We start from the raw sequence: 15907 nt of genomic DNA on the forward strand, positions 1-15907 counted from the left end.
GACTTGAGCCTTGATGACTCAACGCTAGTACGCGACCGTTTCCGGGTCAAGACGAGGAGCGAAAAACTTGAGTCGGGCGGACTCAAGTCGAGTCGAGTCGGGCATACGGCGGAGGCCCCGCACCACGCCGACGCGGTACGGGGCCTCTCGAGGATGCGCTCCGATCAGATCTGCTGCTTGCGGCGGGTGCGCGCGGCACCGATCCACCACGCGGCTGCGCCGAACAGGGCCATCAGGATCAGGAGTCCGATTCCCCCGGTCACCAGCATGTCGGTCGCGCTCGTCGCCGAGGACGCGGGCGATGCCGCGGCGTCGTCCGCCGACTCGTCGCTCGACCCCGCCGACTCGTCGTCCGCCGTGTCGGTGCCGATGACGGTTCCCTTCACCGGGGCGGCCAGTGTCGAGGCTGCCGCGGCGGGGGCCGCCTCGACGAGAGCGCGGGTGCCACGTCCACCGTTCGAGCCTGAGCCGCTGCCCGACCCGCTGCCGGAGTTCGAGCCGTTGCCGGTGCCGTTGCCGTTGCCGTTACCGTTGCCGCCGCCGTTTCCGGTGGCCGGGTTCGGGCCGGTGGGAGTGCTGTCGCTGACGTCGGGCGTGCCGTCGTTGTCGTCGTCGGGATCCGTGATGTTCGGGATCCCATCGCCGTCGACGTCCGGGTCCGACGCGTTCGGGATTCCGTCGCCGTCGATGTCGGTGTCGAGCTCGTTGGGGATGCCGTCGCCGTCGATGTCACCGGGGGTGCCGATGCCGTTCGGGGTCTCGTCGGAGCCGTTCGGGATGCCGTCGCCATCGGCGTCGGAATCGGAGCCGTTCGGCACACCGTCACCATCCACATCGGGGTCGAAGACGTTGTTCACGCCATCGCCGTCCACGTCCGGGTCCTGCCCGTTCGGGATGCCGTCACCGTCCACATCGGGATCGGATCCGTTCGGGATGCCGTCGCCGTCCACGTCCGGGTCGAGTCCGTTCGGGATGCCGTCGCCGTCCACGTCCGGGTCCTGCCCGTTCGGGATGCCGTCGCCGTCCACGTCGGGGTCGGATCCGTTCGGGATGCCGTCGCCGTCGATGTCGTCTGAGGTGCCCACACCGGTGTCGCCGGGCTGCGAGCCCGGGCCGGCAGGCGTCGGGTCGGACCCGTTCGGAACGCCGTCCCCGTCGATGTCGTCGTCGTTCGCGTTGTTGCGTCCGTCGCCGTCGATGTCGGAGTCCTGGTCGTTCGGGATGCCGTCGCCGTCGATGTCGCCGGGCGTGCCGATGCCGTTCGGGGTCTCGTCGGAGCCGTTCGGGATGCCGTCGCCGTCGGCGTCGGGGTCCGAGGCGTTCGGAACGCCGTCACCATCCACGTCGGGATCGAAGACGTTGTTGATGCCGTCGCCGTCCACATCCGGGTCGGAGCCGTTGGGGATGCCGTCGCCGTCCACATCCGGGTCGGAGCCGTTGGGGATGCCGTCGCCGTCCACATCCGGGTCCGAGCCGTTCGGAAGGCCGTCGCCGTCCACATCCGGGTCCTGCCCGTTGGGAATGCCGTCACCGTCCACATCCGGGTCCGAGCCGTTCGGAAGACCGTCGCCGTCCACATCCGGGTCCTGCCCGTTCGGGATGCCGTCACCGTCCACGTCGGGGTCGACGCCGTTGGGGATTCCGTCGCCGTCGATGTCGTCGTCGATCGCGTCGGGGATGCCGTCGCCGTCGATGTCACCGGGGCGACCGGGGCCCGTGCCGGTGGGCTGCGAGCCGGGGCCGGCAGGCGTCGGGTCCGAGGCGTTCGGGATTCCGTCGCCGTCGATGTCGTCGTCGAAGACGTTGTTCACGCCGTCGCCGTCCATGTCGGCGTCGTCCTCGTTGCGGATGCCGTCACCGTCGATGTCCTCGGGGGTACCGATGCCATGCGGGGTGCTGTCGGACCCGTTCGGGATCCCGTCGCCGTCGGCGTCCGCGTCGTCCTCGTTGCGGATTCCGTCGCCGTCGATGTCGTCGTCGAAGACGTTGTTCACGCCGTCGCCGTCGATGTCGGGGTCGAGCTCGTTCGGGATGCCGTCACCGTCGATGTCGGAAACCGTGCCGGTGCCCGTGCCGCCCGGCTGCGAGCCGGGGCCCGCAGGCGTCGGGTCCGAGGCGTTCGGGATTCCGTCGCCGTCGATGTCGTCGTCGAACACGTTGTTCACGCCGTCGCCGTCCATGTCGGCGTCATCCTCGTTGCGGATGCCGTCGCCGTCGATGTCCTCGGGGGTGCCGAGACCGTTCGGGGTGCTGTCGGAGGCGTTGGGGATGGCGTCGCCGTCCGCGTCGGAGTCGGATCCGTTCGGGATGCCGTCGCCGTCGATGTCGTCGTCGAACACATTGTTCACGCCGTCGCCGTCGATGTCGGGGTCGTCCTCGTTGCGGATCCCGTCGCCGTCGAGGTCGTCGGAGGTGCCGAGACCGGCGTCCCCGGGCTGTGAGCCAGGGCCGGCAGGAGTCTCGTCGGAGGCGTTCGGGATTCCGTCGCCGTCGATGTCGTCGTCGTTCGCGTTGTTGCGACCGTCGCCGTCCATATCGACGTCGTCCTCGTTCGGGATGCCGTCACCGTCGATGTCGCCGGGCGTGCCGATGCCGTTCGGGGTGCTGTCCGATCCGTTCGGGATGCCGTCGCCGTCGGCGTCGGAATCGATCCCGTTGGGGATGCCGTCGCCATCGATGTCGTCGTCGAACACGTTGTTCACGCCGTCGCCGTCGACATCGGGGTCGATGCCGTTCGGGATGCCGTCGCCATCGAGGTCGCCGGTGTCGCCGAGGCCGTTCGGGGTCTCGTCGGAGCCGTTCGGCGACCCGTCGCCGTCGGCGTCGTCGTCGTCCTCGTTGCGGACGCCGTCACCGTCGATGTCGTCGTCGACCGCGTTGTTGCGCCCGTCGCCGTCGATGTCGGCGTCATTCTCATTCGGGATGCCGTCGCCGTCGATGTCACCGGGCGTGCCGATGCCGTTCGGGGTCTCGTCGTCCTCATTCGGGATTCCGTCGCCGTCAGCGTCGGGGTCGGAGGCGTTCGGAACGCCGTCGCCATCCACATCGGGGTCGAAGACGTTGTTCACGCCGTCACCGTCGACGTCGGGGTCGGTGCCGTTCGGGATGCCGTCGCCGTCGATGTCGGGGTCGATCGCGTTGGGGATGCCGTCACCGTCGGTGTCGGGTCCTGTGGCGGGCGTCGGGTCCGTCGCCGGCAGATGGTCGGGAGTGGTCGCCGCGCTGGGCGTGACGGTGCTGTTCCACGCCGTCCACGAGCTCGCGCCCATCGCATTGCGGGTGCGAACGCGCAGCTGGTAGCCGGCGCCGTTCTCGAGGCCGTCGATGCGGAAGGCGTTGTACTCGATCGAGGAGACGCCGTTGTGGTCGACCAGGACGGTGCCCACGTCGGTCGCCGATGCGGCGGTCCAACGTCCGGCCGTCGCGCCCGTTGTGCGGGCGATCTGCCACTCGAGCGACGTGACGGGCCGCGCCGCGGTCGACGTGCCGGCGAGGCTCGACACGATCGCGCCGTCCTGCGGGCCGGCGATGACGAATCGCGGAGCGTCGGGAGCGGCGATGGGAGCCACGGTGCCCGAGGTGGAGCGAGTCGTGTCCACCCGGTTGGTGGCTCGGACGCGCACACGGTAGGTCTCGCCGTTGGTCAGCCCGCTGAAGACGTAGGTGCCGCCGATGAGAGTCGGGGTGGCCACGACCCAGCTCCCGGAGTGCGTCCAGCCCCCGTCGTGTGCGGGCGAGGCGCCGCCCTGCAGCAGACCCGGGCTGGCGGGCGCGGGCTGGCTGTTCGGCGAGGGGACCGGCTGGAAGTTCAGGCGCGTGATCTCCCAGGTCAGCGAATCGATCGGAGCGGCATCGGTCGCGTGGGGGTCGATCGTGACCGACAGGGTCGAGTCGCCGGCGGTCATCGAGGTGAACTCCGGCCCCTCCGGCGCGGTGATCGGTCGGAAGGAGGAGGTCTGCGCCCACGCGCTCGGACCGCTCGCGTTGTTCGCGCGAACGCGGACCAGATAGTCGGTCCCGTCGATGAGCGGCTGGATGGAGAACAGGCCCGATCCCGAGGTCGGGGTGACGCTCTGCCAGGTCGGGTTCGACCCCGCAACGGCGTACTCCCACTCGGCGTCGGCGGCTGCGCTCGGGTTCGCGGCGGACGTCGGGAAGGTCACCTGCAGGCGCACCTCTCCGTTCGCCGCGGCGACCGTGCCGATCACAGGGGTTCCCGCGGCGGCGATGGGGCGCAGCGTGGCGGTCTCGACCCACGAGCCGGCGCCCGACTGGTTGATCGAGCGGACGCGCAGTCGGTAGTCGGTGCCGTTGGCCAGGCCGGAGAAGGTCGACAGGCCGGACGCCACGGTGGGAGTGACGGCGGCGTAGGTGCCGACGACGCCCGACGTGACGGTGGCGATCTGCCACTCGACGCCGGTCGAGGGCGCCGCAGCGCTGCTCGGCACCGTGATCCGCGCCGACAACGAGGCGTCGCCGCGCGTCGCCGAGACGACGACCGGTGCTCCCGGCAATTCGACCGGGGTGACGGGAGCTGCGGCGTATCGCCACTGGCTTCCCGCGACGGAGTTCATCGAATAGACGCGCAGGCGGTAGGCCGTGCCGTTGTCGAGGCCGCTGATGACCCAGACTCCGTCGGTGAGCACCGGGTACACCCGGCTCCACGAGGTGACGCCGTCGGTGGTGGTTCCCACGTGCCAGACGGCGGCGTTCGCGTTGCTCGGGTTCGCGTCGGTGGATGGGAAGGAGACATCGGCGAGGATCCGGCCGTCCGCGGGGGTCAGCGAGCCGATCACCGGCTGCGCCGGCTCTGCGATGGCGCGGACGGTGGACGACTCGGTCCAGGCGCCGGCTCCTGCCGAGTTGATGGCGCGGGTGCGCACCCGGTACTCGGTGCCGGCGGTGAGGTTGTCGAAGGTGCGGGTGACGCCGTCCGCCGAGACGGCGGGCGTGATGGCGGTCCAGCCGACGGGGCTGCCCGCCACCATCTCGGTGATCTGCCACTCGTTCGAGACGACGGGTGCCTGCGTGGTGCCGGTGTAGACGGCGGAGACGGTGAACGCCCGCAGCCACTGCAGGGGCGTGCTCACCGTCGGCGCCGCGGGCGCGGCGACGGGACGCAGCACACCGCTCGTCACCCACGCGCTCGAACCCATGCCGTTCTTGGCACGTACGCGGAAGCGGTAATCCGTTCCATTGGTGAGGCCGGAGATTTGGAACGGGTCTGACCCGCTCACGGTGGCCGCAGTCCACGTATTCGTGGAAGTCGGCGCGTACTGCCACTCGGCGGCGGAGTACTGGCTCGGCTGAGCCGCCGAGGTCGGGAAGGTGACGCTGGTGAGAATACGACCGTTGTCGCCAGAGCTGAGACCGATGACGGGCGCGGCGGGTGCGCCGTAGGGCGTGGCCGAGGCGACGGAGGAGGTGGTCTGCTCTCCGCCCGCGTCGAGGGTGGTCACCGAGAAGTCGTAGGGCGTGCCGTTGGTCAGACCCGTGACGGAGGCCGTGGTGCCGGTCACGTCGCCGAAGGTGCTCCACGAGGCGTCGGAGCTCTTCTTGTACTTGACCCGGTACGACGGCGTCGTCGGGGCGGGCGACGGAGCCGCCCAGGCCAGCGAAGCGCTCGAGTCGCCGGCGGTCGCGACGACGGAGGTCGGGGCGCCGAAGACCATGCGCATGGTGCTCGAGACGACCTCGGTGGGCCCGAAGGTCTGGTAGCCCCAGACCCGGCCCCGGTAGCCCATGGACACGGTGTAGGTCTCGCCGGAGACGAACGACGAGGCCGGAACCGTCACGGTGGTCGGGTTGCTGGCGACCCCGACGTTCGAGGCCGCGATCGTCGGATTCGACGGGTTGCTCGGGACGAACGAGTAGTTGAAGGTCGTGTCGCTGGTCCCCGGATTCGGGAAGTTCATCACGACGGAGCCGTTCGCCTGCTTCACTGCGGTGGGCGCCCAGTTGTCGGTGCTGATCACCTGCGAGCTCTGCACGACGCCGTTTTTCAGCAGCTCCACGGTCCAGTTGCCGTCGACCGGGAAGCCGAGGCCCGACTCCCAGGTGCCGACGAACTGGTCGAAGGCGTAGCTGGTGGTCAAGACCTGTCCCTGAGGTCCGGTCGCACGCACCGTGAAGGTCTGCGGCGTCCCGTAGTCGTTGCTCACCCAGAACGAGAGCAGCTGCGGGTAGATCGACATGATGCGCGTGTCGTAGGCGAACGCGACGTTCGTCGGGATGACGGCGGCGACCACGGCGATGAATGCGGTGAGCACGGCGGCGAGCTTGAGCCGCAGTCGACCGCGGCTGGTCGCGCGGTCGGTCGTTGTCGTTGTCATGTGAAGCTGATTCCCCCATTGCTGCAGATCAGGGAGCACAGCCACCCGCGGGCGCCTTGAAGCGCGTCCACGAAATGCCCCCTGTTGCTCGAACGGTCCCCCCGGACCTGTGGTGCTCGAGCAGAGCTATTCCACTAGAACGGTGCCACCCCCCGCTAATCCCCGAAAGAGTGCGCCTGACTCGGGGGGCACCGGATGTTCGCTCACCGAACGTTCGCCGCGTACCGTCGGCCCGAAACGACGGAAACAGCCGCCGACGCGGCGCGGTAACCCCCGGTTCACCGCTCGGACACCGGGTGCGGTCTAGCCTTCAACGCATGACAGCACCGAGCAGCGACGCTCCCCCCACGCCTCTTGCGGCGACCTCGGCGAGCGCCGCGAGCGTGTTCGCCACCGGCGGCTCCGTACCCCGCTCGAAGGTCTTCGCCTGGGCGCTGTGGGACTGGGCGACGCAGCCGTTCAACACGGTCATCAACACCTTCGTCTTCACCGCTCTGTATCTGCTCACGGAGGCCTTCACCTCCGACGGCGTGAGCGTCGACGATCTCTCCGCGCAACTGGGCCTCGCTGTGGGCCTCGCCGGTGTCGTCGTCGCCGTGCTCGCACCGGTGCTCGGGCGCCGCACCGATGCGGGCGGCAACCGCAAGCGCTGGCTGATGGTGTGGACGGCGCTGCTCGCGGTGGCGATGGGCGCGATGTTCTTCGTGGAGGAGAGCCCATCGTTCTTCCTGCTCGGTGCGATCCTCGTCGCGGTCGCCGGCGTCTTCTCCGAGCTCGCCGCCGTCAACTACAACGCGATGATCGTGCAGGTCGCCACCCCGCGCACCCTCGGCAAGGTCAGCGGCCTCGGCTGGGGCTTCGGCTACATCGGCGGCATCATCACACTCGTCCTCGTCATCGTCGCGCAGCTCTCCAGCTGGTTCGGCATCCCCGACGAGAACGGACTGCCGCTGCGTCTCGTCGCCGTCATGTGCGCCGTGTGGACCGTCGTGTTCTCGATCCCGCTCTTCCTCGCGATCCCCGAGATCCCGCCGGTCCCCAGTGCGAAGCGCTCGTCGTTCTTCGGCAGTTACGTCGACCTCGCCCGCGACGTCGCCCGCATCTTCCGCGAGGACCGTCCGCTGTTCTGGTTCCTCCTCGCTAGCGCGATCTACCGCGACGGACTGTCGGCGGTGTTCGCCTTCGGCGGGGCGATCGCGAGCGTCACCTTCGGCTTCGAGTTCATGGAGGTCGTCGTCTTCGGCGTGGCCGGCAATCTCGTGGCGGGTCTCAGCACGATCATCGCCGGCCGCCTCGACGACCGGTTCGGGCCTCGAGCCGTCATCATCGGCTCGATCGCGGGCCTCGTCGTGTCGGGTCTCGGTGTGTTCCTGCTGCGCGACGCCGGCACCGCGCCCTTCTGGGTGGGCGGCCTCCTGCTCTGCCTCTTCGTCGGGCCCGCCCAGGCGGCGAGCCGCTCCTACCTTGCTCGGGCCACTCCCCCGGGTCACGAGGGCGAGCTCTTCGGCCTCTACGCCACGACCGGTCGGGCGGCGAGCTTCATCGCGCCCCTCGCGTTCTCGGGCTTCATCGCCTGGTTCGGCGCCCAGGCCTTCGGCATCATCGGCATCGTCCTCGTCCTCGCGGTGGGCGGCGGGCTGATGTTCCTCATCCGCACGCCGCGGTCGGCGGCGAACTCGGTCGACTGATCCCTCGACTCGTGAACGACGAAAGGCCCTCGGGAACGATCCCGAGGGCCTTTCGTGTCATGGACGCGTCCTAGTCGGCGCCCTGCTCCTTCCGTCGCTGTCGAGCGATCAGCAGCCAGATCCCTGCCAGGAGGAGAAGCAGCAGGGCGCCTCCGGACAGCACGAGGGTGATGGTGGGCGAGGCGATCGTCCGCTCGCCCTCTGCTTCGGCCCCGGCCGAGGCCGCCGCGTCATCCTCCTCCGAGGCCAGGATGCGTTCGGTCACGCCGGTGTCCGACGTCGATGTGTCCGCGTCGTCCGTGTCGGACGCGGGAGCCCCGTCGACCGCGATGCCGGACCCCGCAGGGCCCTGGCCTGCGGGCCGCGATGCGGTCCCCGGCGTTCCGGCCCCCTCGGAGGGTCCGCCCGGCCGACCGCCGCCGCCCTGAGGCAGTGGCAGGTCGCGGACGGGTCCCGCCGGGCTGGGGTCGCTGAAGTTCGGCACCCCGTCGCCGTCCATGTCCGAGTCCCGCTCGTTCGGGACGCCGTCACCATCGATGTCTCCGTCCCGGTCGTTCGGGATGCCGTCACCGTCGATGTCACCGTCCCGATCGTTCGGGATGCCGTCACCGTCGATGTCGTCGATGGTGCCGATCCCATTCGGGGTCGGGTCGAGGCCGTTGGGGACGCCGTCGCCGTCACGGTCGGTGTCGGTTCCGTTCGGGATCCCGTCGCCGTCGATGTCCGGGTCGAACACGTTCGCGATGCCGTCACCGTCCACGTCGGGGTCCGACCCGTTCGGGATGCCGTCGCCGTCGATATCGGGGTCGGACCCGTTGGGGATGCCGTCACCGTCCACATCGGGGTCGAGACCGTTGGGGATGCCGTCACCGTCCACGTCGGGGTCCTGCCCGTTGGGGATGCCGTCACCGTCCACATCCGGGTCGGACCCGTTGGGGATGCCGTCGCCGTCGGTGTCGGTGTCGGTGCCCGCTCCGGTGTCTCCGGGCTGGGTTCCGGGGCCGGCCGGAGTGCCGTCCTGGTCGTTGGGGATACCGTCGCCGTCGATGTCATCGTCGCTCGAGTTGTTGCGCCCGTCGCCGTCGATGTCGGTGTCGTCCTCGTTGGGGACACCGTCGCCGTCGATGTCCTGCTCGGTACCGATGCCGCGCGGAGTGGTGTCGTCGGCGTTCGGGATTCCGTCGCCGTCGATGTCGGGATCCGACCCGTTCGGCAGTCCATCGCCGTCGACGTCGGGGTCGAAGACGTTGGCGATGCCGTCACCGTCCACGTCGGGATCCGAGCCGTTCGGAACACCGTCACCGTCCACATCGGGGTCGGAGGCGTTCGGCACGCCGTCGCCATCGACATCGGGGTCGAGACCGTTCGGAATGCCATCGCCATCCACGTCCGGGTCGAGACCGTTCGGAATGCCATCGCCATCCACGTCCGGGTCGAGACCGTTCGGAATGCCATCGCCATCCACGTCCGGGTCGAGACCGTTCGGAATACCGTCACCATCCACGTCCGGGTCGAGACCGTTCGGAACGCCGTCACCGTCGATGTCGTCGTCGATCTGATCGGGGATGCCGTCGCCGTCGATATCGCCGGGACGTCCGGGCCCGGTGCTGCCGGGTCCCGTTCCGGGCCCTGCCGGGGTGGGATCGGCGGCGTTGGGGATTCCGTCGCCGTCGATGTCGGGATCCGACACGTTCGCGATTCCGTCACCGTCCATGTCCGGGTCGTCCTCATTGCGGATGCCGTCACCGTCGATGTCCTCGGCGGTGCCGATACCAAGCGGGGTGCCATCGGAGCCGTTGGCCGTTCCATCGCCATCGGCGTCGGGGTCCGACCCGTTCGGGATGCCGTCCCCGTCCACATCCGGGTCGAAGACGTTCGCGATACCGTCGCCGTCCACATCGGGGTCGGTCGCGTTCGGGATGCCGTCACCGTCGATGTCGTCTGCCGTGCCGACGCCGGTGTCTCCCGGGCTCGATCCGGGGCCCGCGGGCGTCGAATCGGTGGCGTTCGGGACGCCGTCGCCGTCGATGTCGGGGTCCGACACGTTCGCTACGCCGTCGCCATCCATGTCCGGGTCGTCCTCGTTGCGGACCCCGTCACCGTCGATGTCCTCGAGCGTGCCGATGCCGTTCGGCGTCGAATCGACCCCGCTCGCCGTCCCATCGCCGTCAGCGTCGGGGTCCGACCCATTCGGGATGCCGTCACCGTCCACATCCGGGTCGAAGACGTTCGCGATACCGTCGCCGTCGACATCGGGGTCGATGGCGTTGGGGATCCCGTCGCCATCGATGTCGTCGAAGGTCCCGACGCCGGTGTTGCCCGGCTGCGAGCCCGGCCCGGCCGGAGTGTCGTCGTCCGCGTTCGGGACGCCGTCGCCATCGATGTCGGGGTCCGACACGTTCGCGACCCCGTCGCCGTCCATGTCGGAGTCGTCCTCGTTGCGGACGCCGTCACCGTCGATGTCCTCGAGGGTGCCGATACCGTTCGGAGTGGCATCGCTGCCGTTCGGCAGGCGGTCGCCGTCCGCGTCGGGGTCCGACCCGTTCGGGATGCCGTCACCGTCCACATCCGGGTCGAAGACGTTCGCGATACCGTCGCCGTCCACATCAGGGTCGACCCCGTTCGGGATGCCGTCGCCGTCGATGTCGTCAGCCGTGCCGACGCCGGTGTCCCCCGGCTGCGAGCCCGGACCGGCGGGCGTCGGGTCGGTGGCGTTCGGGATCCCGTCACCGTCGATGTCGGGATCCGACACATTCGCGACCCCGTCGCCGTCCATGTCCGGGTCGTCCTCGTTGCGGACGCCGTCACCGTCGATGTCCTCGAGGGTGCCGATGCCGTTCGGAGTGGCATCGCTGCCGTTCGGCAGGCGGTCGCCGTCGGCGTCGGGGTCCGACCCGTTCGGGATGCCGTCACCGTCAACATCCGGGTCGAAGACGTTCGCGATACCGTCGCCGTCCACATCGGGGTCGGTCGCGTTCGGGATGCCGTCGCCGTCGACGTCCGGGTCGATGGAGTTGGGTACCCCGTCGCCGTCGGTGTCGGGATCGGTCGCGGGAGGATTCGGGTCGGCCGGGATCGGGTCGGCCGCAGCGGTCGCCGACGGGGTGAGAGTGCCGTTCCACGCCGCCCACGGGCTGACGCCCGCGGCGTTGCGCGCCCGGACCTGCAACTGGTACGCGGTTCCGTTGTCGAGCCCGTCGATGCGGTACGCGTCCGGTACGGTCCGGGCCGAGCCTCCCTCTCCGACCGAGACGGAGCCGAGCTCGGTCACCGTGGCGGGCCTCCACGCTCCAGCGCGCGAACCCGCGACCTCCGACACCTGCCAGTCGAGCGAGTCGACGGGATTGGCGCGGGTCGAGGTCGCTCCGAGGGCGGTGACCAGCGAGCCGTCGCGACCGGCGGCGACCACGAACTCGGGCGCGAGCGGGGCGTCGATCGGGGTGACCGTGTCGCTGACCGCCCACCCCGAGGCGCCAGACGTGTTGCTCGTACGGACGCGCAGCACGTAGCTCGATCCGGCGGAGAGGCCGCGCACCACGTATCGCCCGTCGAGCTGCTCGGGTGTGACGGCGACCGGGACACCGGCGGAGGAAGTCCACCACCGCACGGGCGTCGCACCTCCGGTCAGAAGATTTTGCGAGGGCGGCACGTCGGAGTCCGAGGCGCCGGGGACACCGGCGGTCGCGGGAGAGTAGGTGATCTCCACGAGCTCCCACGCGAGGTCGGTGACGGGAGCCGCGGTGGTCGAGCCGAGGTCGACGGCGACGGAGATTCCGCCCGCGATCACTCGCGACGACGTGATGGCCGGTGTCACCGGTGCCGCGATCGGGCGGATCGAGGTGCTCACGACGGTCGTCTCGCCGAACGCGTTGCTCGCGGTGACGCGCACTCGGTAGTCGGTGCCGTTCTCGAGACCGTCGATGCGGAAGACTCCGCCGCCGAGCGAGGTCGAATCGGCGGGGGTCCACTCGGGGATCGGTCCCGCGACGGCGATCTCCCAGATCGCGTCGGCGGCGAGGCTCGGTCGGCCTGCGGTGACCGGGAAGTCGGCGGTCAGCTCGACTGCGCCGTCGCGCGGGGTGAGCGCGGACAGCGTCGGAACGGCAGGGGCGCCTCCCGCGGCGACGGCGGACGAGATGACCCAACTGCTGGTGCCGGCCGGGTTGACCGACCGCGCCTGCACTCGGTACTCGCCGCCCGACTCCAGTCCGGAGAAGGTGACGACGCCATCGGTGAGTGTCGGCGAGACGGACGCCCAGCTCGTCCACGCGCCCGCGACGCGACGCGAGAGCTGCCATTCGACCGACGCGGTCGGTGCCGACGCGACGCTCGTCGTCGTGAGGCGCAGAGCCACTCCGGCGGCGGTCGAAGCAGGGGCGCCGAGGGTCGGCGGGATGGGGCGGTTGACGGGTGTCGCGGGTCCGAACACCGTCGAGATTCCCGCGGGGCTCACCGGGTTCGACGACGTGGCGCGTATCAGGTACGGATACCCGGTGGACAATCCTCCTAGCCGGTACACGCCGGCCGAAACGAAGGTGGCCGTCTTGGCCTGCCAGCTCAGTCCGCCGTTCATCGACACCTGCCAGGAGACGGTCGACGCGGGACGCGCGGCCGTGCTCGGGACGGCGACCTCGACATCGATGGAGTCGGAGGCGACCGCCTTCACGGTTCCCGTCGGCGCGGCCGGCGCGGTGATGACCGTTGTGGTTCCGAGCGTGTTGGCGCCGAGCGCGCCGCTCGGTCCGGACGCGTTCACGGCGCGCACGTCGACCCGGTAGGGCACGCCGAGCTCGAGGCCGTCTCCGGCGCCGAGATCGAGGGTGCCGCCGCCCCAATTCGCGCGGACCGTCGTCCACGGACCGGCGGTGGCGTAGGTCTCTTCGGGACGCACGCTGACGATGTAGTAGTCGGCGGGGCGGGCCGGATCGGTGGGCGCGGCCACCGTGATACGCAGGCCGGAGTCGATCTGGCTGACGCTGTGCGTCGGAACGGCGGGGATGGCCACGGGGCGCACGACGTCGCTGGTGATCCACCCACTCGTGCCTGTCGCGTCGGTCACCCGGACCCGGATCAGGTGGTCGCGACCGTTGGTGAGACCGCCGAGGACGTACGGGCCGCTGCCCGTGGCCGTGGCCGGGATCCATGTCGACCCGCCGTCGGTGCTCGTCTCCCAGGCGAACCCGTAGGGGGCTGCGGCGGTCGTCTCGACGGAGACGGTGAGAGTGCGATCGCCGATCACGATCCTGCCGAGCACCGGGGTCCGGGGTCCGGCGGACGGAGCGGTCGCCGCCGTCGTCGTCCAGGCGCTCGAGCCGTTGGCGTTGACCGCCTTGGCACGGACCCGGTAAAGGGTGCCGTTCTCGAGTCCGGACAGCCGGTACCGGCCAGGGGCGACGAGCGCGACGGGGGCACTCGACCACGACGAGGTGCCGTCGACGGCGTACTCCCACACGGCCGCCGCCGCGTTGCTCGGCCGCAGAGCGGAGCTGGGGAAGGTCGCGTCGATCTCGATCCAGCCGTTTCCGAAGGCCGAGGCGACGAGGACGGGGGCGGCGGGCACTCCGGTGAGGCGCATGTCCGTCGACGACACCCAGCCGCTGACTCCCGCGGCGTTGGCCGTCTGCACCCGCACGCGGTACATCTGTCCCTGGGTGAGGCTCCCGAAGGTGACGGTGGAGCCGGAGATGGTCGGCGTCGCGGCGGTCCAGGCGCCGAGGACACCGTCGGTGACGACCGCGATCTCCCAGCTGGTGTTCGTCACGGGCTTCGCGGCGGTGGTCGGTCGATCGACGTGGACCGACAGGCTGTCGTCGCCCTCGTCGTAGGCCCCGAACGTCGGAGCATCCGGCACCGCGATCGGAGTCACCGGGCCGCGGGTCGCGCTCGGTGACGTTCCGACCGCATTGCGCGCGACGACACGGAAGTCGTAGGCGGTCCCGTTGGTGAGACCGCCGACCACGACGGTACCCGCGGTCTGACCCGCGGTGACCGAGGCGGGAGTCCAGTTTCCCGACCCGGCGGGCGCGTACTCCCACTGCAGCGCGCCGTCGACCGGAGCGCCGGTCGAGGAGGCCGAGGTGAAACCGAGCGTGACCGAGCGGTCCGCGACCGTCGCGCCGGTGATACTCGGCGCGACCGGGGCGACGATCGCCCGATTGAGTCCGCTCTGCACCCAGTTCGACGGCCCGGTCGCATTGAAGGACTGGACCTGGATGACGTAGTCGCCTCCGGCGACGAGGCCCCGGAACTCGTAGCGTCCGCCGACCCGGGTCGGCGTCGCCGCGGTCCAGGCGCCCGTGACGCCGCCCGTGACCCGGGCGATCTGCCAGGACAGCCCCGTGGATTCGGCGCCGGTGGCCGAGGGGACGGTGATGTCGGCCGAGAGGCCGCCGGGGATCTGGCTGATCCCGCGGATGGTCGGGTCGAGCGGCGACCCCGTCATCCGGTCCGGAAGGGTGAGCGGGACCCAAGAGCTGGTTCCGGCTTCGTTCTTTGCGCGGGTCTGCACCGAGTAATACGTGCCGGCGACGAGGTTGCCGAAGGTGTAGCGGCCGGCGGCTACCGACGGCGCCACCGTCGTCCACGTGATCGGGCCGCCCTGAGTGGACGATGAACCGATCTGCCATTCGGCGTCGGCGGCGATGCTCGGTGCGAGCGCGGCGGTCGGGTACGTGGCATCTACGGCGAGCGATCGGTTCCCCGCGGCCAGCGCGGAGAGGCTCGGTGCTGACGGCGGGCCGAACGGCGACGCCAGCACCACGCCGGTGGTGCTGTGCTCATAGCTCACTCCTCCGACCCGATTCAGCGTCGTGACGGTGAACTCGTAGACGGATCCGCCCGTGACGGTGCCGATGAAGCCGGATGTCGACGAGGTGTCGACGACGTTCCAGGTGGAGGTGCCCTGAACCCGGTAGCGGATCCGCAGCCCCATGTCCGTTGGGCGGTTTCCGGGCAGGGTCATGTGCAGCGAGATGTTGTTGTTCGGCAGGGTGATCGAGAAGTTCTCGGGAGCCGGATAGATCGGAACCACCGCGCCGAACACGGTCGTACCGCTCGTGACGCGGCCCTGCGGGATGCTGGTGCTGTACGAGGCCGTGAAGATGTAGCCGACGTCCGAGCGGAAGCGCGACTTCGGTAGCACCAGAGAGCTGGACGAAGTGGTGCCGGTGAAGTCGGCCGTGTCCATGGAACCGTCGGTCGCGTAGACGCTGTAGGAGTACACCGTGCTCGAACCGGACGGGCTCGGGAAGTCGAGGGTCACGCTGCCGTCGGGACCGGCGGTGGCCGTCGGCGAGAACGCGGCGACGGTGTACACGACCGAGGCGGTGCCGTTGACGGTCGTCGCCGTGAAGGTGTGAGAGCCGCTGCTGTTCAGCGGAAGCGCGAGGGTGCAGCTCGTCCAGGTGGAACCCGGCGTGCACGAGGCGGTGGTACTGCCGCCGCTCGAGTTCGCCGCACGCACCGTCGCCGTCGAGACGCCGATGCTGTCGGTGACCGTCACGATCGCGACCTGCGGACGGGACACATCGACCGTGATGCCCACCGACCCCGCCGCCGTGGCGGGCATCGCGGGCAGGAGAGCTGCGAGCACGGCGGTCACCGCGCCGACGGCCACTCCCGTCACCAGACCCCGGCCGCGCCGCAGTCCCTTGCGTTCTGCGGTCGCGCGAGTCCGATCGGACCTGTTCACGATGTACTCCCCATTCGTCTGATGCCACGAAGAGGACGCACGCGAGCGACGCGATGCGATGCACCGCGCGCGATCCCCCCGTCGCGCGACATGTTTCCCCCACGTCGCGCGAGCAGAGTCAGTCAACAGTGCAGGGGTCGGGCGGGATAAATCCCAGTACGGGGGGCGAAAAGGGCCAGAAGGCTCGGAAGTGTTCG

3 protein-coding genes are annotated in these 15907 nt (G+C 70.1%); 1 reads left to right on the top strand and 2 read right to left on the bottom strand.

Annotation, left to right across the window (positions count from 1 at the left end):
- Positions 1 to 164: 164 nt before the first annotated feature.
- Positions 165 to 6332: a fibronectin type III domain-containing protein gene (locus NGH83_RS14690; RefSeq protein ID WP_251856992.1), complete on the bottom strand. Its 6168-nt coding sequence runs from the start codon at positions 6330 to 6332 to the stop codon at positions 165 to 167.
- 317 nt (positions 6333 to 6649) lie between these two features.
- Here NGH83_RS14690 and NGH83_RS14695 point away from each other — a divergent pair, with 317 nt between their 5' ends.
- The gene (locus NGH83_RS14695; RefSeq protein WP_251856993.1) at positions 6650 to 8020 is read left to right on the top strand and encodes an MFS transporter; all 1371 of its coding nucleotides are present in this window, start codon (positions 6650 to 6652) and stop codon (positions 8018 to 8020) included.
- Between the two features lie 70 nt (positions 8021 to 8090).
- Here the strand turns inward: NGH83_RS14695 and NGH83_RS14700 are convergent, their stop codons facing one another.
- Entirely contained in the window at positions 8091 to 15710 is a 7620-nt protein-coding gene (locus NGH83_RS14700; RefSeq protein ID WP_251856994.1) for a hypothetical protein, read from the bottom strand.
- Between the last annotated feature and the right edge of the window lie 197 nt (positions 15711 to 15907).

It is taken from the genome of Herbiconiux sp. L3-i23 (assembly GCF_023734115.1).
In the GTDB taxonomy this organism is placed as follows: Bacteria; Actinomycetota; Actinomycetes; order Actinomycetales; family Microbacteriaceae; genus Naasia.